Source organism: Streptomyces sp. NPDC086023 (assembly GCF_044540325.1).
In the GTDB taxonomy this organism is placed as follows: Bacteria; Actinomycetota; Actinomycetes; order Streptomycetales; family Streptomycetaceae; genus Streptomyces.
On the sequence record NZ_JBITRX010000003.1, the window covers coordinates 23,332 to 49,951 of the forward strand.

Annotated in this window: 24 protein-coding genes; 14 read left to right on the plus strand and 10 right to left on the minus strand. The window is 73.9% G+C overall.

Annotated features, from left to right (window positions below):
* Positions 1 to 115: 115 nt before the first annotated feature.
* Positions 116 to 1,033, plus strand: coding sequence for a LysR substrate-binding domain-containing protein (locus ACIF6F_RS06770; protein WP_399942266.1), 918 nt, complete (start codon positions 116 to 118; stop codon positions 1,031 to 1,033).
* A gap of 57 nt (positions 1,034 to 1,090) precedes the next feature.
* Here the strand turns inward: ACIF6F_RS06770 and ACIF6F_RS06775 are convergent, their stop codons facing one another.
* The 3 genes from ACIF6F_RS06775 to ACIF6F_RS06785 form a co-directional block, all read right to left on the minus strand.
* Positions 1,091 to 2,041, minus strand: coding sequence for a LysR family transcriptional regulator (locus tag ACIF6F_RS06775; RefSeq protein ID WP_399942269.1), 951 nt, complete (start codon positions 2,039 to 2,041; stop codon positions 1,091 to 1,093).
* A gap of 236 nt (positions 2,042 to 2,277) precedes the next feature.
* Entirely contained in the window at positions 2,278 to 2,979 is a 702-nt protein-coding gene (locus ACIF6F_RS06780; RefSeq protein WP_399942272.1) for a 2-phosphosulfolactate phosphatase, read from the minus strand.
* Between the two features lie 125 nt (positions 2,980 to 3,104).
* Positions 3,105 to 3,884 carry a DeoR/GlpR family DNA-binding transcription regulator gene (locus ACIF6F_RS06785; RefSeq protein ID WP_399942275.1) on the minus strand — a complete coding sequence of 260 codons (780 nt, stop codon included), beginning with the start codon at positions 3,882 to 3,884 and terminating at the stop codon, positions 3,105 to 3,107.
* A 156-nt stretch (positions 3,885 to 4,040) separates the two neighbouring features.
* Between ACIF6F_RS06785 and ACIF6F_RS06790 the strand changes: the two genes are divergently transcribed.
* The 3 genes from ACIF6F_RS06790 to ACIF6F_RS06800 all read left to right on the plus strand — a co-directional run bounded on the left by ACIF6F_RS06790 (position 4,041) and on the right by ACIF6F_RS06800 (position 7,209).
* Complete coding sequence (locus ACIF6F_RS06790) at positions 4,041 to 5,045, plus strand: SIS domain-containing protein (RefSeq protein ID WP_399942278.1); 1,005 nt, start codon at positions 4,041 to 4,043, stop codon at positions 5,043 to 5,045.
* Positions 5,045 to 5,920, plus strand: coding sequence for a ketose-bisphosphate aldolase (locus ACIF6F_RS06795; protein WP_399942281.1), 876 nt, complete (start codon positions 5,045 to 5,047; stop codon positions 5,918 to 5,920). The genes ACIF6F_RS06790 and ACIF6F_RS06795 overlap by 1 nt, the downstream gene beginning before the upstream one ends.
* A 98-nt stretch (positions 5,921 to 6,018) precedes the next feature.
* A complete protein-coding gene (locus ACIF6F_RS06800; protein WP_399942284.1) occupies positions 6,019 to 7,209 on the plus strand; it encodes an acyl-CoA dehydrogenase family protein in 1,191 nt (396 codons plus the stop codon).
* 24 nt (positions 7,210 to 7,233) lie between these two features.
* Here ACIF6F_RS06800 and ACIF6F_RS06805 read toward each other — a convergent pair whose 3' ends face one another.
* Positions 7,234 to 8,661 (minus strand): MBL fold metallo-hydrolase RNA specificity domain-containing protein, encoded by a 1,428-nt coding sequence (locus ACIF6F_RS06805; RefSeq protein ID WP_399942286.1) that lies wholly within the window; start codon positions 8,659 to 8,661, stop codon positions 7,234 to 7,236.
* 232 nt (positions 8,662 to 8,893) lie between these two features.
* On the opposite strand from ACIF6F_RS06805, the gene ACIF6F_RS06810 reads away from it, so the two are divergent.
* Complete coding sequence (locus ACIF6F_RS06810) at positions 8,894 to 9,394, plus strand: flavodoxin domain-containing protein (RefSeq protein ID WP_399942289.1); 501 nt, start codon at positions 8,894 to 8,896, stop codon at positions 9,392 to 9,394.
* A gap of 212 nt (positions 9,395 to 9,606) precedes the next feature.
* On the opposite strand, the gene ACIF6F_RS06815 is transcribed toward ACIF6F_RS06810, so the two are convergent.
* Positions 9,607 to 10,596, minus strand: a complete 990-nt coding sequence (locus tag ACIF6F_RS06815) for an Acg family FMN-binding oxidoreductase (protein WP_399942293.1) — start codon at positions 10,594 to 10,596, stop codon at positions 9,607 to 9,609.
* Between the two features lie 19 nt (positions 10,597 to 10,615).
* Complete coding sequence (locus ACIF6F_RS06820; protein WP_399942295.1) at positions 10,616 to 11,341, minus strand: CBS domain-containing protein; 726 nt, start codon at positions 11,339 to 11,341, stop codon at positions 10,616 to 10,618.
* A gap of 391 nt (positions 11,342 to 11,732) precedes the next feature.
* Between ACIF6F_RS06820 and ACIF6F_RS06825 the strand changes: the two genes are divergently transcribed.
* Positions 11,733 to 12,470, plus strand: coding sequence for an ABC transporter ATP-binding protein (locus ACIF6F_RS06825; protein ID WP_399942298.1), 738 nt, complete (start codon positions 11,733 to 11,735; stop codon positions 12,468 to 12,470).
* A gap of 3 nt (positions 12,471 to 12,473) precedes the next feature.
* A complete protein-coding gene (locus tag ACIF6F_RS06830; RefSeq protein WP_399942301.1) occupies positions 12,474 to 15,410 on the plus strand; it encodes an ABC transporter permease in 2,937 nt (978 codons plus the stop codon).
* Between the two features lie 49 nt (positions 15,411 to 15,459).
* Here ACIF6F_RS06830 and ACIF6F_RS06835 read toward each other — a convergent pair whose 3' ends face one another.
* Entirely contained in the window at positions 15,460 to 16,155 is a 696-nt protein-coding gene (locus ACIF6F_RS06835; RefSeq protein WP_399942304.1) for a substrate-binding domain-containing protein, read from the minus strand.
* Between the two features lie 75 nt (positions 16,156 to 16,230).
* Between ACIF6F_RS06835 and ACIF6F_RS06840 the strand changes: the two genes are divergently transcribed.
* From ACIF6F_RS06840 to ACIF6F_RS06870, 7 genes are all read left to right on the plus strand, one after another.
* Positions 16,231 to 16,998, plus strand: coding sequence for an IclR family transcriptional regulator (locus ACIF6F_RS06840; protein ID WP_399942307.1), 768 nt, complete (start codon positions 16,231 to 16,233; stop codon positions 16,996 to 16,998).
* 166 nt (positions 16,999 to 17,164) lie between these two features.
* A complete protein-coding gene (locus ACIF6F_RS06845; protein WP_399942309.1) occupies positions 17,165 to 18,376 on the plus strand; it encodes a 4-hydroxybenzoate 3-monooxygenase in 1,212 nt (403 codons plus the stop codon).
* Between the two features lie 39 nt (positions 18,377 to 18,415).
* Positions 18,416 to 19,504, plus strand: coding sequence for an amidohydrolase family protein (locus ACIF6F_RS06850; protein ID WP_399942311.1), 1,089 nt, complete (start codon positions 18,416 to 18,418; stop codon positions 19,502 to 19,504).
* A 16-nt stretch (positions 19,505 to 19,520) separates the two neighbouring features.
* Positions 19,521 to 20,210, plus strand: a complete 690-nt coding sequence (gene ligK / locus ACIF6F_RS06855) for a 4-carboxy-4-hydroxy-2-oxoadipate aldolase/oxaloacetate decarboxylase (RefSeq protein WP_399942314.1) — start codon at positions 19,521 to 19,523, stop codon at positions 20,208 to 20,210.
* Between the two features lie 2 nt (positions 20,211 to 20,212).
* Entirely contained in the window at positions 20,213 to 21,133 is a 921-nt protein-coding gene (locus ACIF6F_RS06860; protein ID WP_399942317.1) for an amidohydrolase family protein, read from the plus strand.
* Positions 21,134 to 21,160: 27 nt separating this feature from the next.
* Positions 21,161 to 22,471 (plus strand): protocatechuate 4,5-dioxygenase subunit alpha, encoded by a 1,311-nt coding sequence (gene ligA, locus ACIF6F_RS06865; protein ID WP_399942319.1) that lies wholly within the window; start codon positions 21,161 to 21,163, stop codon positions 22,469 to 22,471.
* 1 nt (position 22,472) lies between these two features.
* Positions 22,473 to 23,447 carry a Gfo/Idh/MocA family oxidoreductase gene (locus ACIF6F_RS06870; RefSeq protein WP_399942321.1) on the plus strand — a complete coding sequence of 325 codons (975 nt, stop codon included), beginning with the start codon at positions 22,473 to 22,475 and terminating at the stop codon, positions 23,445 to 23,447.
* A gap of 125 nt (positions 23,448 to 23,572) precedes the next feature.
* Here the strand turns inward: ACIF6F_RS06870 and ACIF6F_RS06875 are convergent, their stop codons facing one another.
* The 3 genes from ACIF6F_RS06875 to ACIF6F_RS06885 form a co-directional block, all read right to left on the minus strand.
* Entirely contained in the window at positions 23,573 to 24,031 is a 459-nt protein-coding gene (locus ACIF6F_RS06875) for a MaoC family dehydratase (RefSeq protein WP_399942324.1), read from the minus strand.
* 76 nt (positions 24,032 to 24,107) lie between these two features.
* Positions 24,108 to 25,688 (minus strand): long-chain fatty acid--CoA ligase, encoded by a 1,581-nt coding sequence (locus tag ACIF6F_RS06880; RefSeq protein ID WP_399942326.1) that lies wholly within the window; start codon positions 25,686 to 25,688, stop codon positions 24,108 to 24,110.
* A complete protein-coding gene (locus ACIF6F_RS06885) occupies positions 25,682 to 26,566 on the minus strand; it encodes an amidohydrolase family protein (protein ID WP_399943434.1) in 885 nt (294 codons plus the stop codon). The genes ACIF6F_RS06880 and ACIF6F_RS06885 overlap by 7 nt, the downstream gene beginning before the upstream one ends.
* Positions 26,567 to 26,620 lie beyond the last annotated feature (54 nt).

Genomic DNA, 26,620 nt, shown 5'->3' on the forward strand with positions numbered 1-26,620 from the left:
CCCCGGGCCGCGCCCGCCGGACACCGCCGGCCCGACCGGGCCGGCGTGTCCCTCCGGAACCGCAGGCGAGACGCGGGGGTACGGACCCCCGCGTCCCGCCTGTCACAATGGCGGAGTGATCGACCCACGGCGGCTGCGCATCCTGCGCGCCGTGGCGGACCACCGCACGGTGACCGCTGCGGCAGCCGCGCTCTACCTGACCCCGTCCGCCGTCTCCCAGCAGCTCGCCGCGCTGGAACAGGAGACGGGCCACGCCCTGCTCTCCCGCAGCGGGCGCGGCGTACGCCTGACCGCGGCCGGCGAGATCCTCCTCGCCCACGCCCACGAGGTCCAGGCCCAGCTGGAGCGCGCCGAGGCCGAACTCGCCGCCTACGCGGGCGGCGCGGCCGGCGAGGTCACCGTCGCCGCCTTCGCCACCGGCATCGCCGAGGTGCTGGCCCCCGCCATCGCCCGGCTCGCCCACGAGTGCCCCGGCATACGCGTCCGGGTCCGCGACGCCGAGGGCGACCAGAGCCTCCCCCTGCTGCTCGACGGCGAGGCCGACCTGGCCCTGGCCGTGGAGTACCGGGGCGGCCCGGCCCCCGACGACGGCCGGCTGTCCCTCGTACCGCTGTACGCCGAGCCGTTCGACGCCGTCCTGCCGGCCTCGCACCCGCTGAGCATCCACCCCGCCGTCGCCCTCGCCGAGCTGGCCGACAGCGACTGGATCAGCCCCTACCCGGGCAACCCCTGCCACGACGTGATGGTCACCGCTTGCGAACAGGCCGGTTTCCAGCCCCGGCTGGCCCACTCCTCCGACGACTTCCGGGCGGTGGTCGCCCTCGCGGGCGCGGGCGCCGGCGTCGCGCTCGTACCCCGCTCGGCACTGCGCGGCATGGAGCTCAAGGACACCGTGGTCCGCCCCGTCACCGGCCCCGCCGCCACCCGTCGCGTCTTCGCGGCCACCCGGCGCGGCGCCGAGGCCCACCCGCTGCTGCGCCCGGTGCTGGACGCGCTGCGGCGGGAGGCCGGGAACCTGTCCACGTCGCGCTGAGCGCGGAGGTCCCGGTCCGGGCCGCTCGGCGCTACGCGGTTCCGGGCCGGCCCCGGGTCAGGCCATCGACTGGGGTGCGGGCCGGTCGCCGTCCGCCGCCCCGCCGCCGGAGCGCTCGTACCGCTCGACCACATACTCCACCGCCCCCATGAAGGCCCGGAGCAGCGGCGTCTCGGCGCCCGCCCGCCAGACCAGCCCCCACTCCAGCGGCGGGGCGTCCGCGATCGGTACGTACGCGATGTCCGAGCGCTGGTAGAAGCGCGTCACCTGGGCACCCACCGGGAAGGCCCCCTTGCCGGCCGCGATCAGCGCCAGCCCCTCCTGGAGCGATGCGATCTGCGGCCCGGGCGGGGGCGGCGGCTCTGAGCCCGCCTCCTCCCGGAGCGTCCGCTCCCGCGCCCAGTAGTCCGGCATCGTCGGTGTGCTCAGCATCGTCACCCGGGCCATCTCGGCGGGCGTCACCTCCGGCTGCGCGGCGAGCGGGTGCCGTGCGGAGACGGCCAGCAGCCGGGGCTCGCGCACCAGGGGCTCGCTGGTGGCCACGTCGTCCTCGCGGACCGGGAAGCTCGCGTTGATCAGGTCCAGCTCCCCCTCGCGCACCGGGTCCTGCGCGACGCCGAAGGGGACGTCCGACAGCCGCACCTCGCAGTCGGGGTGCGTGGTGCGGAAGTGGTCGGCGGCGCAGACGAAGATCTGGCCCCAGAGGGCGCCCACGAAGCCCACGCGGAGGGTGCCGGTGGTCCCGTGCGCGGTGGCGATGGCCCGGCGCACCGCCTCCAGGATCGCCCGGTGGTGCGGGGCCAGGTCCTCCAGGAGCTGCCGGCCGAGCGGGGTCAGGGCCACGGTGCGGCTGGTGCGGAGGAAGAGCGGGGCGCCGATCCGCCGCTCCAGCTTCTTGATCGTCTGGCTGACGTGGGCGCGCGAGACCCGGAGCCGGTCGGCGGCCCGGCCGAAGTGCAGCTCCTCGGACAGCACGAGGAAGGCGTCCATCTCGTGGCGCTCCAGCACCGCGTCTCCTATCGGTAATCCTGGGTGACCGATTGTTGCAGCTTTTGGCGTTGTTCCTGGTCGGGGGCTTGATCCATCCTCTAGGAGGACGCGAGGTGACACCCGGCGCCGTCTCGTACGGGGGTTCAGACGGACCGGCCGCGTCCGCGCCGCAGAACCGCGTTCTGGGACGCGAAGGGCCCCGGAACCGGTTCCGGGGCCCTCGGCGCGTTCGGGGCCGTGATGCGCTGAAGCGGTCAGACCTGGGCCCCGGGGGCCGGCGAGGACGTGGAGTGCGGGCGGAGGACCATCAGCGAGTCCTCCGGGGACGCCACCATGGCGAAGGGGAACCGGTCGAGCTCCAGGCACAGGGCGACGTCGTCGGGATGGACGCCTTGGCGCACGCCCTGCGCCAGTTCGGCGGCGGCGCGCGACGCCCCGGCTCGGCGGAGGAACGGGGCGGCGTCCGTCCGGGCCCCGGTGGCCCGCCGGGCGATGTACTGGGCGCACGCCAGGTCCTCCTCGGCCCGCCCGTCCTCGCCGGTGACCACGAACGTGACGCTGTCGGCCGCGCGTGACCGCAGGAGCCGGGCCGTCGCCTCCGCCACCGCGAACGAGGCGCACAGCACCAGCGACGCCTCCTTGACCGCGAGGGCGCCGACCGTCCCCGCGGTGGTCTTCTGGACGACCGTGCGGCCGCCGAGGTCGGCGGACCGCAGCAGGCCCGGCGAGTTGACGTGGTCGAATCCGGCCGAGGGCGGACCGTCCTTGAGGGCCGCCCAGGACGGGTGGCGGGCCTTGAGCGCCAGGGCCTCGTCGAGCGACTCGGCGAGAACGATCTTCTCCGCCCCTCGGGCGAAGGCCCAGGCGGCCACCGTGAAGGCGCGCATGACGTCGACCACGACCGCCACGGGCGGGACGTCGGCCAGTTCGTCGATCGCGAGGAAGTGGGTGTCCATCCGCTCATGGTCGGGCACCTCCGGGCCCGGACCTGCCGGGCGTTGGCGCGCATCACGTCGACGGGCGCGGAGTGGCGCGCTCCGTTCGGGCCGGGGCGCCCCTGCACCGCTCCGGCGCAAGCCGGTCAGACGGCGATCACCTCGACCCCCGCCTCGCGGAACCGCTCCGCCGTCTCCGCCGGCACGGCCGCGTCCGTGACCAGTACGTCCACCTGCTCCGTGGGGCACATGGCGGCGAAGGCCCGCCGGCCGAGCTTGCTGGAGTCCGTCACCACCACGACCCGCCGGGCCCGCTCGCACAGCAGCCGGTTGATGGCCGCCTCGTCCTGGTCGTGCGCGGCGGTGCCGTGCTCGGGGTCGAAGGCGTCCACGCCGACCAGTGCGGTGTCCAGGGTGATCTGCCCCAGGACGCCGTCCGCGAGCGGGCCGATCAGCTCGTACGTCTGCGGGCGGGCCACCCCGCCGGTCACCACGATCTTGAACTGGGGGCGGATGGCCAGCTCGGCGGCGATGTTGAGGGCGTTGGTCACCACCGTGAGCGCGGGCGAGCCCTCGGCCAGCTCCGGGCGGGCGGCGAGCGCGCGGGCCACCTCCGTGGTCGTCGTACCGCCCGTCAGGCCCACCACCTCGCCGGGCGCGACCAGCTCCGCGACCGCCGCGCTGATCCGCTGCTTCTCGGCGGCCCGGCGCGAGCCGCGGTAGCGCAGGGGGAGTTCGTACGAGACGCCGTGGAGCACCGCACCGCCGCGGGTGCGGACCAGCAGCTGTTGCTCCGCGAGCTGGTCGAAGTCCCGCCGGATCGTGGCCGCGGACACCCCGAGCGCCTCCGCGGCGGCCTCCACGTCGAGGCGCCCCCGCTCCACGAGCAGGTCCAGCAGTGTCTTCCAGCGCGCGTCGCGGGACATGGAGGCGGCTCCCAACCTCTCGGGGGACGAGTCTTGGGACGGCGTCCGGCCGTACCGCCTGCACCCTATCCCGACAATCGCGCGGCCAGATGCTTGAAGTTGCTCGAAACCACGCGCTAACTTGCAAGAACGAGCATCTCGAAGGAGTCCGTCGGAATGAGCGCAGACGTGAGCGCAGGAACCAGCAGTACGGAAACCAAGGGCGCCCGCCGCCAGGCGGCCGGCGCGAGCGCCGCCGGCCCCGGCCGCACCGCCGCCGGCCACGCCGCGGCCACCAGCCACGCCGCCCGTGAACTGGCCACCCAGCCCGAGTGCTGGCAGCGCGCCGCCGACCTCGCGCCGGGCCACCGCGACCGCCTCCCGGCCCCCGGCGAGCGCGTCGCGATCACCGGCTGCGGCACCTCCTACTACATGGCCAAGGCCGCCGCCGTGCTGCGCGAGCGCGCCGGGCTGGGGGAGACGGACGCCTTCCCCGCCTCCGAGTTCCCCGTCGGCCGCCGCTACGACCGGGTGGTCGCCCTGACCCGCTCCGGCACCACCACCGAGGTACTGGACCTCCTCGCCCGGCTGCGGGGCGCCATCCGCACCACCGCGGTCATCGGGGACGCGGACACCCCCGTCGTCGACCTGGCCGACGACCTCGTCGTACTCGACTTCGCCGACGAGTCCTCCGTCGTCCAGACCCGCTTCGCCACCACGGCCCTCACCCTGCTCCGCGCCCACCTGGGCCTGAACCCGGAGTGGCTGGTCGAGGACGCCCGCACCGCTCTCGCCGAGCCCCTCCCGCCCGGCCTCGCCGCCTGCGGCCAGTTCACCTTCCTCGGCCGCGGCTGGACCACCGGCCTCGCCGAGGAGGCGGCGCTCAAGATGCGCGAGGCCTCCCTCTCCTGGGCCGAGGCCTACCCGGCCATGGAGTACCGGCACGGCCCGATCAGCGTCACCACCTCGGGCGGCGCCACCGTGATGCTCGGCCAGGCGCCGTACGGGCTGGAGGAGCAGGTGCGCGCCACCGGCGCCCGCTGGGTGAACGTCACGCTCGACCCGCTCGCCGGCCTGGTCGTCGCGCAGCGCCTCGCGCTCGCCGTCGCCGCCGCCCGGGGCCTCGACCCGGACCGGCCGCGCCACCTCACCCGTTCCGTCGTCCTGGAGGATGAGCACTGATGGCCCTGGTCAACACCGGTGACCTGGTCGCGGAGGCCGCCGCGACCGGCGGTGCCGTCGCCGCCTTCAACATCATCACCCTGGAGCACGCGGAGGCCGTGGTCACCGGCGCCGAGGCCGTCGGCTCGCCCGTCGTCCTCCAGATCAGCGAGAACGCCGTCAAGTACCGGCACGGCCGGGTGCTTCCGCTGGCCCGCGCCGCCGCTGCGGCCGCGGCCGCAGCCACCGTGCCGGTCGGCCTCCACCTCGACCACGTGAAGAGCCCCGAACTGCTCCGCCAGGCCGCCGACGCCGGGTTCGGCTCCGTCATGTTCGACGCGGCCCACCTGCCGTACGCGGAGAACCTGGCCGCCACCCGCGCCGCCGCCGAGTGGGCCCACGCCGGCGGCCTCTGGATCGAGGCGGAACTGGGCGAGGTGGGTGGCAAGAACGGTGCCGCCCCGCTCGACCCGCACGCCCCGGGTGCCCGCACCGACCCCGAGGAGGCCCGCGAGTTCGTCGAGGCCTCCGGTGTGGACGCCCTCGCCGTCGCGGTCGGCTCCAGCCACGCGATGACCACCCGCACCGCGGCCCTCGACCACGGCCTGCTGGCCCGGCTCTCCACGGCGCTGAGCGTGCCGCTGGTCCTGCACGGCTCCTCCGGCCTGCCCGACGCCGAACTCGCCGCCGCCGTCGCCGGCGGCATCAGCAAGGTCAACATCGGCACCGCCCTCAACCTCGCCATGACCGACGCCATCCGCGCGTACCTCACCGCCCACCCCAGCGCGGTGGACAGCCGCGCGTACCTCTCCGAGGGCCGGGCCGCCATGGTCCGCACCGCCGCCGCCCTGATCACCGCCCTCCGGGCCGGAGTGCCGGCCGGCGCCCGGATCTGACGGCACGTCACGGCCCTTCCGGAATCCTGGAACAGGTTCTAGTCTGTGCGCCGCGCAGTGGACGGAACAGTTCGCCACGGGAGACTCCTGGAGGGGCCGTGCACCTCGAATACACGCCTGAGCAGCAGCAACTGCGCGCCGAACTGCGCGCCTACTTCGCCCAGCTGATCCCCGAGGACGTCCACGCCCGCTACCAGGACCCGGCCGCCCAGAAGCGCTACTACCGCGAGACCATCCGCCGCCTGGGCACCGACGGCTGGCTCGGGGTGGGCTGGCCGAAGGAGTACGGCGGCCGCGGCATGTCCCCGATGGACCAGTTCATCTTCTTCGACGAGGCCGCCCAGGCCGTGGTGCCGCTGCCGCTGATGGCGCTCAACACCGTCGGCCCCACGATCATGCAGTTCGGCACCGAGGAGCAGAAGGCCTACTTCCTGCCGCGGATCCTGTCCGGCGAGATCGACTTCGCCATCGGCTACAGCGAGCCCGACGCCGGCACCGACCTCGCGGCCCTCAAGTGCAAGGCGGTACGGGAGGGCGACGAGGAGACCGGCACGTACGTGGTCAACGGCCAGAAGATCTGGACCACCAACGGCGACACCGCCGACTGGGTCTGGCTCGCCGTGCGCACCGACCCGGACGCCCCGGCCCACAAGGGCATCACCATGCTGCTCGTCCCCACCAGCGACCCCGGCTACAGCTGCACGCTCATCAACACCCTCGCCTCGCACGACACCACCGCCAGCTACTACGAGGACATCCGCGTCCCCGCCTCGCGCCGGGTCGGCCGGGAGAACAAGGGCTGGCGCCTGATCACCAACCAGCTCAACCACGAGCGGGTCACCCTCGCCGCCCACGGCACCATGGCCATCCGCGCCCTGCACGACGTACAGCGCTGGGCGTCGGCGACCAAGCTCGCCGACGGCCGCCGCGTCATCGACCTCGGCTGGGTCCGCGGCCGCCTGGCCCGCACCCACGCCCGCCTGGACGCGATGAAGCTGCTCAACTGGCAGATGGTCAACGCCGTCCAGGACGGCACGCTCACCCCCCAGGACGCCTCGGCCGTGAAGGTCTACGGCTCCGAGGCCCGCCGTGACGCGTACGCCTGGCTGATGGAGGTGGTGGCCGCGGCCGGCCCCCTCAAGGAGGGCTCGGCCGGCGCGGTCCTGCACGGCGAACTCGAACGCGGCTACCGCTCCGCGGTCATCTTCACCTTCGGCGGCGGCAACAACGAGATCCAGCGCGAGATCATCTCGTGGATCGGCCTGGGCATGCCCCGCGTCCGCCGCTGACACGCGGGCCCTCCCGGGGCCGGGTCAGCGGACCAGCACGGCCTCACCGGACCTGGGCACGACCGCCGTCCAGCCCAGCTGCCGGTCGATGCGGTCCCGCAGGGCCGCGGAGGCGCTCTCTTCGCCGTGGACCAGGTAGGTGGTGTGCGGGGCGGGGGCGCCGCGCAGCCAGTCGATGATCTGGTCCGCGTCGGCGTGTGCGGAGAAGTGCGGTACGTCGGCGACCTCGGCGCGGACGGGCACGTACTCGCCGAACATCTTGAGCACCCGGGCGCCGTCGACGAGGTCGCGGGCGCGGGTGCCCGCGGCGGCGAAGCCGACGATGACGACGGCGTTGCGGGGGTCGGGCAGCGTGCGGTGCAGGTGGTGCAGGACGCGGCCGCCGGTGGCCATGCCGGCGGAGGAGACGACGACCGCGGGTCCGGTGGTGTTGTTGATGTCGATCGACTCCTGGACGGTGCGGGCGGCCAGGAAGGGTTCGGGGCTGAGCGCCGCCTCGCCGCGGGCCACGACCTCGGGGCGCAGCTCGGGGGAGCGGGCGCGCAGGGCGTCGCGGTAGACGTCGAGGGCGGCCAGGGCCATGGGGCTGTCGACGTACACCGGTACGCCGGGCGGGAGGGTGCCCTCGGCGCGGAGGGCGGCCAGTTCGTGGAGGACGACCTCGGTCCGGTCGATCGCGAAGGCCGGGACGACCACGGTGCCGCCGCGGGCCAGGGTGCGGGCGATGACGGAGGCGAATGCGCGCCGTGCGCTCTCGTGGTCGTGGCGGCGGTCGCCGTACGTGGATTCCATGAGGAGGACGTCGGCCCCCGAGAACGGCTCGGGGGGCAGGAGGAGCGGGTGGCCGGGCCGGCCGAGGTCGCCGCTGAAGGCGAGGGTGTGGCCGTCTTCCAGGGTCAGGCGGGCCCAGGTGGAGCCGAGGATGTGCCCGCCGTGGTGGAGGACGAGTCTCGTCCCGCCGACGATCTCGACCTCGCCGCCGACGGGGACCGGGTCGAAGAACTTGATCGTCTGCTCGACGTCGGCGTCGTCGTAGAGGGGCTTGGCCGGCCGGTGCTTCGACCAGCCGTGGTCGTTCGCGTGCTCGGCCGCCTCCATCTGCAGGCGGGCGCTGTCGCGGAGCACGATCTCGGCCAGCCGCGCGGTGGCGGTGCTCATGAGGACGGGGCCGCGGAAGCCGTGCCGGACCAGGCGCGGAAGGTACCCGCAGTGGTCGAGGTGGGCGTGGGTGACGACCACGGCGTGGATGTCGGAGGGATCGACACCGGGCTTCTCCCAGTTGCGGCGTCGCAGGTCCGCGACCCCCTGGAAGAGCCCGCAGTCGACGAGCAGCCGGGCGCGGTCGCCCTCGACCAGGAACTTGCTGCCCGTGACGGTCCGCACGCCGCCGAGGAACCGGAGCAGGGCCGGCCGCGCGGGCGGGGCGGTGGGCGCGGGGGTCGTCTCGGACATGGCTGCGGCCCTCCTTCCGGGGAAGGTGTCCCCGGTCTCCACCGTCCCACCCGCCGGCGCGGGCCGGAGGAGCCCGTTCGGTCCCCGACGGGGACCGAACGGCCCAAGCGCCGCCGACCGCCGGGGCTCGACATTGGAACCGGAAACCGTCCGGGGCGCCTGCCGGCCGCCCGGACCGGCCGGAGCATCCCCGTCGTACGCGGCGGTGCCGATGCCACGGAGGGAGAGTGTCATGAACACCAAGCGGGTCCTGGTGGCCTACGGAACCAGGCACGGCGCGACGGCGGGGATCGCCGAGGAGATCGGCAGGACCCTCCGCGAGGACGGCCTCGACGCGGTCGTCCTGCCCGCCGACGACGTGGCCGACGTACGCAGCTTCGACGCCGTCGTGCTCGGCGGGTCCCTGTACGCCGGGCACTGGAGCGGCAAGGCGAAGCGCTGCGCCGAACGCAACGAGCAGTACCTCAGGCACCGCCCCGTCTGGCTGTTCAGCAGCGGGCCGGTCGACAGCTCCGCGGAGCAGCACGAGATCCCGCCGGTCAAGGCCGTGGCACGGCAGATGGAACGGCTCGGCGCGCGCGAGCACATGACCTTCGGCGGCAGCATCACCGACAGCACCCCCGGTTTCATCGCCAAGGCGATGGTCCGCCAGGGCAAGGGAGGCGACTTCCGCAACCCCGAGCGGATCCAGACCTGGGCCCACCACATCGGCCGGGAACTGACCGCCGCCTGAGGAGCGGTCGCAGGAGCGGTCGGCGCCGGCCCTGGTGCGCCGACCGTTCTGTGTGCCGACCGCCCTGTGCGGCGCCCACCTCTCCGTGCGCCGACCGCCCTGTGCGGCGCCCACCTCCCTGTGCGCCGGGGGCGGTTCACCTGTGCCCGCGCCGGGTGCTGCCTGTGCCCGCGCCGGGTGGAGGCGCACGCCCTTTCCCGAGGGCCGGGCCCTCACCGCACTTCGAGGACTTCGGCGGCGGGGCGGCGTGGCGTGGGGGCGCCGGGTGGCCCGTAGCCGAGGCGGAGGACCATCTGGACGTGCCCCCTGCCCGCGAGGGGGTCGCGGGCGGTCCAGCGCAGCTCCGGCCATTCCAGGGGTTGCGAGGTCATGGACGTGGCCAGTCCGTCGGCCGTGGCCCGGAGCAGGACGCGCTGGAGGGCCTGGCCGGCGCGCAGCCAGTCGGCCGGCCCGTCGCCGTCGGTGGTCAGGAGGGCGAGCCGGGGGTCCTTCTCGAACGTCGCCCAGGCCTGTCCGCGTACGGGGCGGACGCGGCCGAAGTCGCGGACGGTGGCGGTGCCCGCGGTGGCGTGCGGGCCGAACGCGGTCACCGGGATGCCGTCCGTGCGGCCTCCCGTGCCGGGCCCGGTGTGCACCCAGGCGGCCGTCTCGGCGCGTGCGGCCGGGTCGGTCTCCTCGCGGTGCTCGGCGTCCCGGGCGAGCCCCAGGACCGTCCGGACGTGCCACGGCTCGGGGAACGTGAGACGGCAGCCCTCGGTCCGGGCGGCGGCGGTGAGCCCTGCCAGGACGGCGGGCGGCACGGCTTCGTCGCGGAAGGGGAAGCGGCTGGTGTGGCGGCGGCGGAGGGCGGGATGGAGACCGGCGAGCGCCGGATCGGCTGCGGGGGCCGTGGTGAAGCCGACGGTGGCGTACCACCACGGGTCGGCGGGGTGGGGACCGGTCGGCACCTGTGCCAGGAGGCCGCGGTGGGCGGCCGAGACGCGCAGGTCGAACAGGGCGGCGCCGCAGCCGATGCGGAGGGCCCGGTGGTCGGGGTCGGCGTGGGCCATGGAACGGCCCGGGTCGCCGTACAGCTCGATCGTGCCGGTGCCCGTGCGCAGGACGAAGCGCCAGGGCTGGGCGTTGTGCATCGAAGGGGCGGTGACGGCGTCGTCGACGAGCCGGACGGCGGTCAGGGGGTCGAGGAGGAGACGAGCGGGCATGGGAGTGTCCTGTCGGGGCTCACCACGGCATCGCGTGGCGAGAAGCTTCGGGGGAAGCGGTGGGAGCGTCGTCGGTGCGGGCGGTGACCCGGGAGGCCACCGCGACGACCCCGTCGAGCCGTTCGACCAGGTTCTGCAGGACGGGGAGCTGGCTCGTACGGTCCAGGCGGCCGGACAGCGTGACGATGCCGTCGACGACGTGCACCTCGACCGAGTCCGCGGGCGCGCCCAGGACACCCGCGAGGACGTCGTGCTCGACCCGGTGCCGGATCTCCTCGTCCGGCCGGAGGAACAGGCGGAGCAGGTCGCGGCGCGTGACGATGCCCACGATCCGGTCCTCCACGTCCACGACGGGCAGCCGCTCGACCCCCCGGCGGGCCATCAGCCGCGCCGCATCGGCGGCCGGCTCGTCGGCGTGCACGGTGACCGCGGGAGCGGACATCACCTCCCCCGCCGTCCCGCGGGACGGGACCGCGGCCCGACCCGGGGCGACGGCCCGCGGGCCCGGTCGGCCCGGCAGCTGCCGGAGCCCGGCGGGGTCCTCCTCCGCGCCGGCCGGCGGAGCCGTCTGCGCCAGAAGATCGGTCTGCGAGACGACGCCGAGAACCCGGTCCTCCTCGTCGAGCACGGGAACACCCGTGATGTCGTGCTGGACCAGGAGCTTGGCGACGTCCTTGAAGGGGGTGGCCGGAACGACGGACACCACCTCTCCCGTCATCAGCTCCGCGACCTTCACATGCCGCATGGGGCACCTCCCGCCGTCGGCGCGCCCCGTCTCCCCGGACGCGCGGCTCAGATGTCCACCGTCCACCCGGAGCGCCCGGCGGGGGAGGGCCGAACGGTCCCGTCGCGTGCCCGGCCGGGCCCCGCGGCCCGCCATCCGGCCCCTCCCGTACGGATCGGGACCTCCGGACCCGCACCAGGACCTGGGCGGCCCTACCGCCGGACGGGCCGGCACCGCGTGCACCAGGAGGGGAGTGGTCATGCCGCCGCTGCTCGTGCGCCCGGCGCGTGTACGTCCGGGGTTGCGCTCGAAGGGGGAGCGGCGTGACCGGCCCGCCCCGTGGGACGTACCGGTCCCCGATGGGGACCGTTCGGCCCTCCCCGGTCCGCCGGCCCGCCTGGAGCATGAGCGCATGGACACCGATCGGCCGCTCCTCGCCGCCACCGGAGTACGGAAGGTCTACCGGACCGGCTCGGTGGCCGTCACCGCCCTCGCCGGCCTGGACCTCACCGTGAGCGCCGGCGAGATGGTGGGGGTCATGGGCCCGTCCGGCTCCGGCAAGACCACCCTGCTGAACTGCCTCTCGGGCCTGGACGACATCGACGACGGCCGGGTCCTGATCGACGGCCACGACCTCTTCGCCATGTCCGACGCCGCGCGGACCCGGCACCGCGCGCACAGCATGGGCTTCGTCTTCCAGGCCTTCAACCTCATCCCGGTGTTCTCCGCGGTGGAGAACGTGGAGCTCCCCCTGCTGCTCGTGGGCACCCGGCCGTCCGAGGCCCGCAGCAGGGCCCTGGCCATGCTCGACCGGGTCGGCCTCGGACACCGGGTCGACCACCGGCCGAGCGAGATGTCCGGCGGCGAGCAGCAGCGCGTGACCATCGCCCGCGCACTCGCCGGACGCCCGGCGATCGTCTGGGCGGACGAACCCACCGGCAACCTGGACAGCACCATGGCCGGCCAGGTGATGGACCTCCTGTGCGAACTCAACCGGGACGAGGGCCAGACGATCGTCCTGGTCACCCACGACGGCGCCATCGGCGCCCGCGTTCCGCGCCTGATCCGCATGCGGGACGGACGACTGGCCGGAGACGTCCGCCAGGACGCGGAGGCCCCACGCGTGGGCACCGACGTACCCCTGGGATGAGCCATGTACCCCGACCTGCTGGCACCGCTGCTCGTCACCCTCGCCCTCGCCCTCGTCGCGCTCGCGGTGGTGGCCGTCCGCCAGCCGGTCTCGCGGCGGCTCGCCTCCCGGCAGCTCGCCCGCCGGCCCACCGAGGCGGCGCTGGTGATCGGCGGCTCGGTCCTGGGCACGGCCATCATCGTCGGGGCACTGGTCGTCGGCGACACCCTCAACTTCTCGGTACGGCAGGAGGCGTACCGGAGCCTGGGACCGGTGGACGAACGCGTGGTCGCCCCGCCGGGCGCGGCCGGCCGCGCCGTCACCGAGCGGCTGGGGGCACTGGCCCGCGACCCCGACGTCGACGGCGTACTGACCGCCCAGGTCACGCAGGCCTCGGCCGTGAGCCGGCCCGGCGGCCGGCCCGCCGCCGAACCCCGCGTCCTCGCCTGGCAACTGGACTTCGCCGAGGCGTCCCGCTTCGGCGCAGGGCACGGCGACCCGGGCCTCGGCGGACGCCCGCCCCTGCGGGACCGGGTCGTGCTCAACGAGCCACTGGCCCGCTCGCTGCGCGTGGGCGCCGGGGACACCGTCACGCTCTACCTCTTCGGGACGCCCGGGACGTACCGCGTGGACCGGGTCGTGCCCGAACAGGGGCTGGCCGGCGTGGGGCTGGGCGGCCGGATGAACCGCGACGCCTTCCTGGCCCCCGGGACCCTGGAAGCCGCCGCCCGGGCCGCCGGGACCGAGCCGCGCTCCGTCACGTTCGTGTCCAACCGCGGCGGTGTCGAAGGCGGCGACGCCCTGACCGAGCAGGTCGGCGCGGACATCCGCCGGGCTCTGGGACCGCTCGCCGGCCAGGCCGCCGTGGAGACGCCCAAGCACACCGTGCTCCGCGAAGCCGAGCAGGCCGGGGACTCCCTCGGCGCGCTGTTCCTCATGATCGGCAGCTTCAGCATCATCGCCGGCGCCCTCCTGCTGGTGAACATCTTCGTCATGCTCGGCGAGGAGCGGAAGCCGCAGATGGGAATGGTCCGGGCGGTCGGGATGAAGCGGTCCCACCTGGTGGGGTCCTTCACACTCGAAGGCACCTCCTACGCCCTGCTGTCCGTACTGCCGGGCGTGGCGATCGGCGTCGGCGTCGGCTGGGCCGTCGCGGTGGTGGCCGCGGAGATCTTCCGCGGCTGGTCCGTGGGAGGCAGCGGCATCCGCATCGCCTTCGACGTGACACCCACCAGCATCCTCAACGGCGCCGCCATGGGCCTGCTCATCGCCTTCGCGGCCATCCTGGCGACCAGCGTGCGCATCAGCAGGTTCAACATCATCGCCGCCATCCGGGACCTGCCCGCGACACCGGCGCAGCGCACGCGCCGCCTGCTGCTCGCCGTCTCCACCGCGCTGGCGGTGCTCTGCGCGCTGGCCGCCGTGCCCGCGGTGGCCCGGAGCCAGCCGGACGCGACCTACCTCCTGCCCGCCCTCGCCCTCGCCTTCGCCGCCCCGCTGCTGACGCGCCTGCTGCCCCGCCACACCGCGACCACGCTCGTCGCGGGAGCGGTGCTCGCCTGGACGCTGCTGGCGCCCGTCCTGCGCCCCGACGTCTTCGACACGCCGTCCATGTCGGTCTACGTCATCCAGGGTGCCCTCGGCGCCTTCTCCGCGGTCGTGCTCGTCAGCAACAACCAGCGGGCCGTACTGCGGCCCGTGCGGCGGTTCCTGGACCGCCCTTCGGAAGCGGGACTGGCAGCGCGACTGGCCGTCACCTACCCGCTGGCCAAGCGGTTCAGGACCGGCGCCACCCTGGTGATGTACACGCTCATCGTGTTCGTCCTCGTCCTGCTGACCGAGATCTCGGGCATCCTCAACGCCGGCGTCGACGGCGTCGTCGCCGACGCCACGGCCGGGTACTCGCTGCGCCTGGACTACAACCCGCAGGCCGCCCGTGAAGGGCTCCCCGCCGAGCTGCGCGACGGCGCGCACGGCGCGGACATCGCGGCCGTCACCCCGCTGCTCAACGCCACCGGCCGGGCCGGCGACCCGGGCGGCCGCACCGCCCAGCCCCTCGACGCGGCCGTCGTCGGGGTGCCCGACGGGGCCGTCAGCCGCATCACCTTCCGCGAACGGCTGGCCGGCCTGGAGGACGACCCGGCGGTGTGGCGGGCACTCGCCGAGGACCCCCGCTACGTCGTGATCGACGGGTTCTTCGGCAGTACGGGCGGCCCGGCCGGCGACTACTACGACCCCGGCGACACGCTCACCCTGACGGACCCGCGGACGGGCCGCAGCGAACGCAAGACCATCGCCGGAGTCCTCAGCAACGGCCTGCTCTTCTACCCGGGCACCGGTTCGAGTTCGACGGTCTACCCCGTCGTCATGGGCGAACGCGGCCTCCGCAACCTCTTCGGCGCCCAGGCCCAGAACGCGTCCGCACTGGTCAGCACCCGGCCCGGCGCCTCACCCGACGTCCTGGCGAGCCGACTTCAGGGAGAGCACCTGTCCGCCAGCCTGGTCGCCACCCCGATCGCATCCGACATCCGCCGCCAGTTCGACGCCAGCACCGCCTTCTTCCGCCTCATGCAGGGCTTCCTCGCACTCGGCCTGCTGGTCGGCATCACCGGCCTCGGCGTCGTCATGGTCCGGGCCGTCCGCGAACGCCGGCGCACCATCGGGATCCTGCGGGCGCTGGGCTTCCGCGCCCGCACGGTCCAGCGGTCCTTCCTCTGGGAGAGCGCCTTCATCACCCTGGAGGGCATCGCGCTCGGCACCCTCCTGGGGGTGCTCACGACCTGGCTGATGTACGGCAACAGCGCCGCCTTCGAGGGCCTCGAAGGCGGGTTCCCGGTCGAGTGGACCAGCATCGCCACCCTCGCCGCCGTCACCTTCGCCGCTTCGCTCCTGGCCACCTTCGGGCCGGCCCGGCGCGCGGCCGCCATCCGCCCGGCCCTCGCCGTACGCACCACCGACTGACGGCCGCCCGCGGCCGGACCCGGCCGGTCCCGATCCGGAAGGGCGCGGTCTACGCCCCCGCCGCGCGCATCCCCCTGGCGCGCGCGGCCTCCGACGCCGTCGCCGAGCCGAGGAAGTCGAGGACGCCGCGGGCGGCGTCCGGCCGGGACGCGGTGGCCAGGACGCCTCCGGTGAACGTGGAGCTGATGGCCGCGTCCCCCGGCAGCGCGCCGACGACCACCACACCCGGCAGGTCCATCAGTTCGCTGTGCTGCTGGAACGCCAGGTCGGCCCGGCCGGAGGACAGCAGGCTCCCGGCGGGCACCCCCGGCGGTGCCTGGACGAGCCGGTCCGCGAGCGCGTCGGCGAGGCCCAGCCGCCCGATCAGGTCGACCAGCGCGGTCCCGCTCGGCCCGGTGGAGTAGGCGATCCGCTCCGCCGCCTCCAGGACGGACCGCAGGTCGGACGCCGACCCGAGCGCAGGAACCGGGGCCCCGTCCGGCACGGCGGCCACGACCTGGGAGATCCACAGCGGCCGTACCGTACCCGCCACGAGGTGCCCCTCCCGCTCCAGCGCGCGCATCGCGCCGTCGGCGAGTACGAGCAGGTCGGCCTCGGCGCCCGCGCGCACCCGGCGCGCCACCTCGACCCCGCCCGCCGCCTCGAAGCGCACCGCAGGTCCGCCGGCGCGCCGGAACCGCCCGGACAGATCGGCCAGTACCGGCCGTGTCGCCATCGAGGAGAGCCCGACGATCTCCTGGTTCACATTGCCTCCTTGGTGTGCCGCAGATCGTACGGCGCTCGACGCGGGGCCCCGAAAGAGGTCTGCGACACTGACCGCGTGAGCACAACCCGCAGCACTGCAGCTGGAAAAGTACTGGAGGTCCTCGCGGCCTTCGACCGCGAACACCCGTCGCAGACGCTGTCGGAGATCGCCCAGCGCACCGGCCTGGCCCTCAGCACCACGCACCGGGTCGTCGCGGAACTGGCGGACTGGGGAGCACTGGAGCGCGGCGAGGACGGGGCCTGGCACGTCGGCCTGCGGCTCTGGGAGATCGCCGCGGGCTGCCCGCGCACCCAGATCCTGCGGGACGTCGCGCTGCCCTTCATGCAGGACCTCTACGAGGCGACCCACGAGAACGTCCAGCTCGCGGTGCGCGAGGGTACGGAGCTCGTGTTCGTCGAGCGGATCGCCGGGCACCGGTCGGTCGAACTGCTCACGTCCGTGGGGACCCGGTTCCCCATCGGCTCCACCGGGATGGGGCGGGTGCTGCTCGCGCACGCGCCGGTCGACATCCAGGACGAGGTGCTCCAGTCGCCGATGCGGGCCTGGACCCCGCACACCGTCACCGACCCGAGGACGCTCCGCGCCCAGCTGGACCGCATCCGCCGCGAGCAGGTCTTCGTCAGCGACCGGCAGCTCTCGGAGAGCACGGTCGCGGTGGCCGCACCGGTGCGGACCGGCCGGAGCGGGCCGGTCGGTGCCGCGCTCGGCATCGTGATCGCCACGCGCAGCGCGAACCGTGCGCGCGGCCTGCGCGAGCCGCTGCTGCGGGCCGTGCACGGGATCTCCGACGAGCTGGGCCGCCGTACCCGCCCGACCGACTGACCTCCGCGGCCCATCCGCCCGCCGCCCGGGCACGCTTTCCCCGGCGTCCTGGCATGCCCTTGCGTCCGGGCGGGCTTCCGCCTGACGGAAACGCCGCTGACCGGCCGCGGCCCCTGCTGCCAACGTTCGACGTGTTCCCCACGTCCCCCGTTGCTCAGGAGATGCCATGGCCGACGCCGTCGTCGACACCGTTGCCTCGGTCCCCGTCGCCGTGATCGGCGCAGGTCCGGCCGGCCTGATGCTGGCGCACCTGCTGGGGCGCGCCGGAGTCGAGACGGCCGTCGTCGACACGCGCACGCGCCACGAGATCGAGACCACCCAGCGGGCCGGAATCCTGGAAGCCGATGCCGCCCGGGACCTCGTCGACACCGGCGTGTCCGACCGGGTCCTGCGCGAGGGCCACCAACACGAGGGCGTGGAGCTCCGCTTCGGCGGCCGCCCCCACCGCCTCGACTTCCAGGACCTGGTCGGCGCGTCGGTCTGGCTCTACCCGCAGACAGACGTGTTCACCGACCTGGCCGACGCCCGGGACCGGGACGGCGGCACGGTCCGCTTCGGCGTCCGGGACACCGAGGTCCTCGACGTCACCAACCGCGCCCCGCGGGTCCGCTACACCACCCCCGACGGAGCCCGGCACGAGATCCGGGCCCGGTACGTGGTCGGCGCGGACGGATCGCGCAGCATGTGCCGCAACCTCGTCCCCGAGGACCGGCGGGTCCGAGTCGGCAAGGAGTACCCGTTCGCCTGGTTCGGCATCATGGCCGAGGCGCCGGCCAGCGCACCCGAGCTGGTCTACGCCCACTCGGAACACGGCTTCGCACTGATCAGCCAGCGCACCGAGACCGTGCAGCGCATGTACTTCCAGTGCTCCCCGGACGAGTCCGCCGACGCCTGGCCGGACGACCGGATCTGGGAGACGCTCCAGGCCCGGGTGGCCGGGGAGGACGGCTTCCGCCTCAACGAGGGACCGATCCTGGAGAAGACGGTCCTGCGCTTCCGCTCGTTCGTCCAGGAACCCATGCGCTGGGGCTCGATGACGCTCGCCGGAGACGCCGCGCACACCGTCCCGCCGACCGGCGCCCGCGGGCTCAACCTCGCGCTGCACGACGTGAAGGTGCTGGCCGGCGTCCTGCTCCGGGCACTCGGCCCGGCGGGGGAGGCCGCGCTGGACGACTACCAGCCGCGGGCGCTCCAACGGATCTGGCGGGCGCAGAACTTCTCCCACTGGATGACCCAGCTGCTCCACACCCCGCCCGGCGGCTCGCCGTTCGACCTGCGACGCCAGCTCGGCGAACTCGACAACGTCGTGGGCACGCGCGCCGGCCGCAGCTACCTCGCCGAGCAGTACACCGGCTGGCCCGTCGCCTCCCAGGGCTGACCGACCCTGGCCGACCCCGACGCCCCCAGGAGACATCCCATGATCATCGACTGTCACGGCCACTTCACCACCGCACCGCCGCAGTTGGCCGAGTGGCGCGAGCGGCAGATTGCGGCGGCCGACGGCCGCGCCCCCTTCCCGGACCCCGACGAGCTGGTCATCACCGACGACGACCTGCGCCGGGCGGTCGGGGCCAACCAGCTGCGCCTCATGGACGAGCGCGGCAGCGACCTGACCGTCTTCTCGCCCCGGGCCAGCTTCATGGCCCACCACATCGGCGACTTCCGGGTCTCCGCCATGTGGGCCCGGATCTGCAACGACCTGGTCCACCGCGTCAGCACGCTCCACCCCGACCGCTTCGCGATGGGCGCGATGCTGCCGCAGTCGCCCGGCGCCGACCCCGCCACCTGCCTGCCCGAGCTGCGCCGGGCGGTCGAGGAACTGGGCGCGGTGACGGTCAACCTCAACCCCGACCCGTCCGGCGGCAGCTGGACCGCCCCGCCCCTGACGGACCGCAGCTGGTACCCGCTCTACGAGGCGATGGCCGAGTACGACGTCCCCGCCATGATCCACGTCAGCACCTCCTGCAACCCGGCCTTCCACACGACCGGCGCCCACTACCTGAACGCCGACACCACGGCCTTCATGCAGCTGGTCCAGGGCGACCTGTTCGCCGACTTCCCCACGCTGCGGTTCGTGATCCCGCACGGCGGCGGGGCCGTTCCCTACCACTGGGGCCGGTTCCGCGGCCTGGCGATGGCACTGGGCCGGCCGGACCCCGAAACGCTGCTGGACAACGTCTTCTTCGACACCTGCGTGTACCACCAGCCCGGCATCGACCTGCTCACGCAGGTGGTGCCCGCCCGGTCCCTGCTCTTCGCCAGCGAGATGATCGGCGCCGTCCGCGACGTCGACCCGCGCACCGGCCGCCACTTCGACGACACCCGGCGGTACGTCGAGGCCACCCCGCACCTCACCGACGACGACCGGGCCGCCGTCTACTCCGGCAACGCCTTGCGCGTCTACCCCCGGCTCGCCGCCCGCCTCGCCTCTCGCCCGGCCTCCCGCCCCGCCGGCCGGTCCGCCGGCCCGGCGAGTGCCGCCCACCCCGCCGCCGTCGCCCACTGACCCCAGGAGAAGCCCCATGGAGCACACCGAGATCGGTGTCGTCCACACCTCCGTCACCCGCGCCGCCCCCGAGGACGTCGCCGCACTGTCGGCGTTCGGCGTGGCCACCCTCCACGAAGCCATGGGCCGGACCGGGCTGATGCGCCCGTACCTGACCCCCGTCTACCCCGGTGCCCGGCTGTGCGGCACCGCCGTGACCGTGCTGCTCCAGCCCGGCGACAACTGGATGCTCCACGTCGCCGCCGAGCAGATCCGGGAGGGTGACGTCGTGGTCGCCGCCTGCACCACCGAGAGCGAGGACGGCTTCTTCGGCGAGCTGCTCGCCACCTCGTTCCGCGCCCGCGGCTGTCGGGGCCTGGTCATCGACGGCGGCGTACGGGACGTGGCAGACCTGGCGGAGATGGACTTCCCCGTCTTCTCCCGCGCGGTCAACGCCAAGGGCACCGTCAAGGCCACGCTCGGCTCGGTCAACGTCCCGGTCGTCTGCGCCAACGCCCTGGTCAGGCCGGGGGACGTGGTCGTGGCCGACCGCGACGGCGTCGTGGTGGTGCCCCGCGAGCGGGCTGCCGAGGTCGCCGCGGCAGCGGCCCGGCGCGAGGCCGGCGAGGCCGACAAGCGCACGCGGTTCCGCGCCGGCGAACTCGGCCTGGACATGTACGCGATGCGCGGCCCCCTGGCCGAGCTCGGACTCCGGTACGAGGACTGACGATGACCACGAGCTTCGAGAAGACCCCCGGCTGGCTGGACTGGCACCCCGCGCCGAGCCGGCCCCGGTTCCGGATGCCCGAGGGCGCCGTCGACGCGCACTGCCACGTCTTCGGCCCCGGGGCTGAGTTCCCGTACGCCCCCGAGCGCAAGTACACCCCCTGCGACGCGTCCAGGGACCGGCTCTTCGCGCTGCGCGACCGGCTGGGCTTCGCCCGCAACGTCGTGGTGCAGGCGACCTGCCACGGCGCCGACAACAGCGCGATGACCGACGCGCTGCGGGCCTCCGGGGGCCTGGCCCGGGGCGTCGCCACCGTACGGCCCGGCATCACGGACGCGGCGGTGCGCGAGCTCCACGACGCGGGCGTCCGCGGCGTGCGGTTCAACTTCGTCAGGCGGCTCGTCGACACGGCCCCGCGCCAGGACCTCTGGGACGTCGTCAAGCGGATCGAGCCCTACGGATGGCACGTCGTCGTCTACTTCGAAGCGGCCGACCTCGCCGGAATCCGCGACTTCCTCCTCTCCCTCCCCGTGCCGCTGGTCGTCGACCACATGGGCCGGCCCGACGTCACCCGGGACCCGCACGGCCCGGAGTTCGAGGCGTTCCTCGACTTCATGCGGGCCCGGCCCGACATCTGGTGCAAGGTGACCTGCCCGGAGCGGCTGTCGGTCACCGGCCCGCCCGCCCTCGACGGCGAGCAGCACGCGTACCGCGACGTCGTGCCGTTCGCCCGCCGCGTCGTCGAGGAGTTCCCCGACCGGGTGCTGTGGGGCACCGACTGGCCGCACCCGAACCTCACCGGCCACATGCCCGACGACGGCCTGCTCGTCGACTTCGTCCCGCACATCGCCCCGACCGCGCTGCTCCAGCGCAAGCTCCTCGTCGACAACCCGATGCGCCTGTACTGGCCCGACGCCGGCTGACCGCCCGCCCACGATTGGAGCACCACCGTGTCACTGGACAAGACCTACAGGCTGGTTCCGGGTACGACCGTCTTCGACGCCGAGCAGTCCGCCAAGGGCTACCACCTCAACCAGTTCTGCATGTCGCTGATGACGGCGGAGAACCGCGCCGCCTACCTCGCCGACGAGCGCGCCTACCTCGACGCGTGGCCGCTGCGCGAGGCACAGAAGCGGGCCCTGCTCGACCGCGACCTCAACGCCGCGATGCGCGAGGGCGGCAACATCTACTTCCTCGCCAAGTGGGGCGCGGCGCTCGGCCTGTCGTTCCAGCAGATGGCGGGCTCGATGACCGGCATGACCGAGCAGGAGTACCGCGACATGATGGTGGGCGGCGGCCGCCCGGTCGAGGGCAACCGGATCGACCACGCCGTCCTGGAGGCCGCGTACGCCGACACCGTGCCGCCCGCCGAGCACGCCGTGATCACCGGCGCGGTCTTCACCTCGCACGTACCCGCGATCGGCGCGGCGATGGACCACGGCAAGACCGAAGAGCCCTACTGGCGGCCGGTCTTCGAGGGCTACGAGTTCTCCCGGCAGTGGGAGCGGGAGAACCTCCCCGACGTGGTCTTCCTGGTCTACAACGACCACGCCACCACCTTCGACCTCTCGCTGATACCCACCTTCGTCCTCGGCACCGGGGCGGCCTACCCCACCGCCGACGAGGGCTACGGCCCCCGCCCGGTCCCCGGCATCGAGGGCGACCCCGACCTGGCCGCGCACATCGCCCACTCCCTCATCAGGGACGACTTCGACCTCACCCTCGTCAACGAGATGACCGTCGACCACGGCCTGACCGTCCCGCTGTCCCTGATGTTCGGGGACGTCGAGGAGTGGCCGTGCAAGGTGATCCCGTTCCACGTCAACGTGGTGCAGTACCCCGTCCCCTCGGGCGCCCGCTGCTTCGCACTCGGCCGGGCCCTGCGCCGGGCGATCGAGTCCTACGACCGGCCGCTGAAGGTCCAGGTGTGGGGCACCGGCGGCATGAGCCACCAGCTCCAGGGCCCGCGCGCCGGCCTCATCAACCGCGAGTGGGACAACGCCTTCCTCGACCGGCTCGTCGACGACCCGGCCGGCCTGGCAGAGGTGCCGCACCTGGAGTACGTCGAGGAGGCGGGCTCGGAGGGCATCGAGCTGGTGATGTGGCTGATCGCCCGCGGGGCGATGGGCGACCTCGACGGATCGGGCGATGTCGAGGTCAGGCACCGCTTCTACCACGTGCCGGCGTCCAACACCGCCGTCGGCCACCTGATCCTCGAAAACCACCCCCGGGCCCAGGAGCCCGCCGAAGGAGTGAACTGACATGACCCACCACCGCACCCTCAGGGTGGCCCTCGCCGGCGGCGGCGCCTTCGGCACCAAGCACGCGGCCGCGCTCCGCCGGATCGAGGGCGTCGAGGTGACCGCCGTCGTGAGCAGCAGCCTCGAAAGCGCGCAGAAGTTCGCCGCGGAACAGGGCGTCGGCCGGGGCGTCGCGTCCCTGGACGACATACTGGCCATGGACGACGTCGACGCCGTCATCCTCGCCACGCCCACCCCGATGCACGCCGAGCAGACGCTGGCCTGCCTCGACGCCGGCAAGCACGTCCAGACCGAGATCCCCCTCGCCTCCTCCCTGGCGGACGCCGAGGCGTGCCTGGCGGCCCAGCAGCGCACCGGGCTGGTCGCGATGGTGGGACACACCCGGCGCTTCAACCCCAGCCACCAGTGGGTGCGCCGGCAGATCCGGGCCGGGGACTACCGCATCCAGCAGATGGACGTACAGACGTACTTCTTCCGCCGTACGAACCTCAACGCCCTGGGACAGCCGCGCTCCTGGACCGACCACCTGCTGTGGCACCACGCGGCCCACACCGTCGACCTGTTCGCCTACCAGACCGGCTCCCCGATCGTGCAGGCCAACGCCCTCCAGGGTCCGGTCCACCCGGAGCTCGGCATCGCGATGGACATGTCGATCCAGCTGCGCGCGGAGAACGGCGCCCTCTGCACCCTGTCCCTGTCGTTCAACAACGACGGCCCGCTCGGCACGTTCTTCCGCTACATCGGCGACTCGGGCACGTACCTCGCCCGCTACGACGACCTGGTCACCGGCAAGGACGAGCCGATCGACGTGAGCGGGGTGGACGTCTCGATGGACGGCATCGAACTCCAGGACCGCGAGTTCGTCGCCGCCATCCGCGAGGGCCGCGAGCCGAACGCCTCCATCGCCCAGGTCCTGCCCTGCTACCGCACCCTGGCGGCCCTGGAGGAGCAGCTGAACGCGCCCGCCGGCGGCTGAACGCGGCCTCCGGCAGGTGATCCGCGGCACCGTGCCACCGGGTGGCCGTGGCGGAAACGGACAGGAGCCGGGGGCGGTGCCGACCCAGTGGTCGGCGCCGCCCCCGGCTCCGTTCGTGCGGGGCGTCAGGCGTAGTGGCGGTAGACGGCCTCGGCCACACAGGCCGGCTTGTCGGTGCCCTCGACCTCGACGGTGAACGTCAGCGGCATCTGGACGCCGTTGCCCTTGACCTCCTCCACGGTGCCGACCGCACCGTGCAGGCGGATCCTGGCACCGACCGGCACGGGGCTGGGGAAGCGGACCTTCTCCAGGCCGTAGTTGACGCTCATCGTGGTCCCGGCGATCTCCAGCAGCTCTCCGAAGAGCGGGATGACGAGCGAGAGGGTGAGGTAGCCGTGGGCGATCGGGCGGCCGAAGGGCCCGTCCTTGGCCTTCTCCGGGTCCGTGTGGATCCACTGGTGGTCGCCGGTGGCGTCGGCGAAGGTGTTCACCCGCTGCTGGGTGATGTCGAGCCAGCCGGTGCGGCCGAGGTCGGCCCCGGTGAGGGCCTTGAGCTCGTCGAGGCCGTGGGCGGTGGTGGGCATGGAAGTTCCTTCCGGTGGCGCGGGCGGCGGTGGACGCCGCCCGCGGAAGACGGGTTTCGGGTGGTGGCAAAGGGGGTCAGGCGGGCGGACGGCCGTCCGGGCCTTCCGCGTACGCGTCGCGCACGGCGGGCTTGAGGATCTTCCCGGAGGCCGTGCGGGGCAGGTCCCCGGTCAGCACGAGGGACTTGGGGATCTTGTACTTGGCGAGCCGGCCCCGCAGGTGGCCGAGCAGCCCGGCCTCGTCGGCCCGGGCGCCGGGCCGCAGGACGACGACGGCGCGGCCGACCTCGCCCCAGAGCGGGTCGGGTACGCCGAAGACGGCGCACTCGGCGACGTCGGGGTGCGTGAGGAGAGCGTCCTCGACCTCGGCCGGGTACACGTTCTCGCCGCCCGAGACGAACATGTCCTTGACCCGGTCGACGACGTACGCGTAGCCGTCCTCGTCCAGCCGGGCGACGTCGCCGGTGCGCAGCCAGCGTCCGGCGCTGCCGGCGCCGTCGCCCTCGGCGGTGAACGCGGCCTCGGTGTCCCCGGGCCGCCCCCAGTAGCCGGTCATGACGTTCGGGCCCTGGACCAGGATCTCGCCGGGCTCGCCCGGCCCGGCGTCCCGGCCGTCCGGGAGCACGATCCGGGTGTCGGTGAAGAAGTGCGGCACCCCGGCGGAGCCCGCCTTGGCCGAGGCCTGCTCCCGGTCCAGGAAGAGGATCCCGGGGGACGCCTCGGTCATGCCGTAGCCCTGGCTGAAGGCGAGGCCCCGGTCCAGGTACGCGGCGATGGTGCGGGCGGGCACGGGAGCGCCGCCGCAGTTGAGGGTGCGCAGGCTGGACAGATCCGCGGTGGCCCACCGGGGCCGGGCGGCCATGGCGTCGTACATGGTGGGGACGCCGAACATGTACGTCACGCCCAGCTCCTCGACCAGTTCCAGCACCCGGTCGGCGTCGAAGGCGCCGAGGAGCACCACCCGGCCGCCCTTGAGCAGGGTCGGCAGGCAGGTCATGTTGAGGCCCGCGGTGTGGAACAGCGGGGCCGCGACGAGGGTCACCTCGTCGCCCGCCAGGTCGGTGTCGACCAGGACGTTGACGCAGTTCCAGGTGAGGTTGGCGTGGGAGAGGACGGCGCCCTTGGGCCGGCCGGTGGTCCCCGAGGTGTACATGATCATGCACGGGTCCCCGGGCGCCACGGGCTCGTCCAGTGGGCGGGGCCCGGCCGCCCCGGCGCCGGCGAGGAGCTCCTCGTACCCGAGCGCCCCGTCCCCGGCCCGCTCGGCGACCACGATCCGGTGCCGGACACCCGCCCCGGCCGCCGCGGTCCGGGCCGCCTCGGTGTGCTCGGGGGCGTGGACGAGGACGGTGCTGCCCGAGTCGGCCAGGTTGTAGGCCAGTTCCGGTGCGGCGAGCCGGGTGTTGAGCGGCACGAAGACCGCTCCCAGTGTCCCGGCGGCGAACAGGGTCTCCAGGAAAGCCGGATGGTTGGGGCCGAGGTAGGCGATCCGGTCTCCCCGTGCCACCCCCAGCGTGCGCAGGGCGTGGGCGAGGCACAGCACCCGCCCGTGGAGCTCGCGGTAGGTCGACGTCCGGCTGTCGTGGACGACGGCCGGACGGTCGGGGGTCTTGCGGGCCCGGCGTGCGGGCCAGGAGCCGATGCCTTGGTTCAACACGAGCGGTTCCTACAGTCGGCGCGGAGCCCGAGCAGCCGGGCGGCGTTCTCCTTGAGGATCTTCGGCCGGACCTCGGGCCTGATGTCGAGCGCCGCGAAGTCGGCGAGCCACCGGTCCGGGGTGATGACGGGGTAGTCGGACCCGAAGAGGACCTTGTCCTGGAGGAGGGTGTTGGCGTACCGGACGAGCTGCGGCGGGAAGTACTTCGGGGACCAGCCGGACAGGTCGATGTAGACGTGCGGCTTGTGGGTGGCCACCGCCAGGGCCTCGTCCTGCCAGGGGAAGGACGGGTGGGCGAGGATGATCCGCAGCTCCGGGAAGTCGACGGCGACGTCGTCGACCAGCATGGGGTTCGAGTACCGCAGCCGGATGCCCCCGCCGCCCGGGACGCCGGCGCCGATGCCGGTCTGGCCGGTGTGGAACAGGGCGGGCACGCCGAGCTCCTCGATGGCCTCGTACAGGGGATAGGCGAGCGGGTCGTTCGGCGAGAACGCCTGGATGCTGGGGTGGAACTTGAAGCCGCGGACCCCGTGCTCCTCCACCAGCCGCCGTGCTTCGCGCACGCCCGCCCGGCCCTTGTGGGGGTCGATGCTGGCGAACGGGATCAGCACGTCGGCGTGGGCGGCGCAGCTTTCGGCGATCTCCTCGTTGGCGATCCGCGGATGACCGGTGGCGTGCTCGGCGTCGACGGTGAACACCACCGCCGCCATGCCGCGCTCCCGGTAGTGGGCGGCCATCTCCTCGATGGTCGGCTGCCGGTGGCCGTGGGCCTTGAAGTACTTCTCGGAGGCGCCGAACAGCTCCGGGCTCAGCGCCCCGTGGCCGTCCTTGGAGACCTCGGCGTGCGTGTGCACGTCGATGGCGGTGATCCGGTCCAGGTCGAGGACGAGGTCGGGGCCAGGGCTGGGGTTGGGGCTGGGGCCAGGGTCGAG

Coding starts and splice junctions, on each gene's coding strand:
- ACIF6F_RS06845 (WP_399942309.1), top strand. CDS start 17,165: ATGGCCGACGCCGTCGTCGACACCGTTGCCTCGGTCCCCGTCGCCGTG.
- ACIF6F_RS06870 (WP_399942321.1), top strand. CDS start 22,473: ATGACCCACCACCGCACCCTCAGGGTGGCCCTCGCCGGCGGCGGCGCC.
- ACIF6F_RS06815 (WP_399942293.1), bottom strand. CDS start 10,596: ATGCCCGCTCGTCTCCTCCTCGACCCCCTGACCGCCGTCCGGCTCGTC.
- ACIF6F_RS06830 (WP_399942301.1), top strand. CDS start 12,474: ATGTACCCCGACCTGCTGGCACCGCTGCTCGTCACCCTCGCCCTCGCC.
- ACIF6F_RS06790 (WP_399942278.1), top strand. CDS start 4,041: ATGAGCGCAGACGTGAGCGCAGGAACCAGCAGTACGGAAACCAAGGGC.
- ACIF6F_RS06805 (WP_399942286.1), bottom strand. CDS start 8,661: ATGTCCGAGACGACCCCCGCGCCCACCGCCCCGCCCGCGCGGCCGGCC.
- ligK (WP_399942314.1), top strand. CDS start 19,521: ATGGAGCACACCGAGATCGGTGTCGTCCACACCTCCGTCACCCGCGCC.
- ACIF6F_RS06860 (WP_399942317.1), top strand. CDS start 20,213: ATGACCACGAGCTTCGAGAAGACCCCCGGCTGGCTGGACTGGCACCCC.
- ACIF6F_RS06810 (WP_399942289.1), top strand. CDS start 8,894: ATGAACACCAAGCGGGTCCTGGTGGCCTACGGAACCAGGCACGGCGCG.
- ACIF6F_RS06795 (WP_399942281.1), top strand. CDS start 5,045: ATGGCCCTGGTCAACACCGGTGACCTGGTCGCGGAGGCCGCCGCGACC.
- ACIF6F_RS06780 (WP_399942272.1), bottom strand. CDS start 2,979: ATGGACACCCACTTCCTCGCGATCGACGAACTGGCCGACGTCCCGCCC.
- ACIF6F_RS06850 (WP_399942311.1), top strand. CDS start 18,416: ATGATCATCGACTGTCACGGCCACTTCACCACCGCACCGCCGCAGTTG.
- ACIF6F_RS06825 (WP_399942298.1), top strand. CDS start 11,733: ATGGACACCGATCGGCCGCTCCTCGCCGCCACCGGAGTACGGAAGGTC.
- ACIF6F_RS06785 (WP_399942275.1), bottom strand. CDS start 3,884: ATGTCCCGCGACGCGCGCTGGAAGACACTGCTGGACCTGCTCGTGGAG.
- ACIF6F_RS06875 (WP_399942324.1), bottom strand. CDS start 24,031: ATGCCCACCACCGCCCACGGCCTCGACGAGCTCAAGGCCCTCACCGGG.
- ACIF6F_RS06820 (WP_399942295.1), bottom strand. CDS start 11,341: ATGCGGCATGTGAAGGTCGCGGAGCTGATGACGGGAGAGGTGGTGTCC.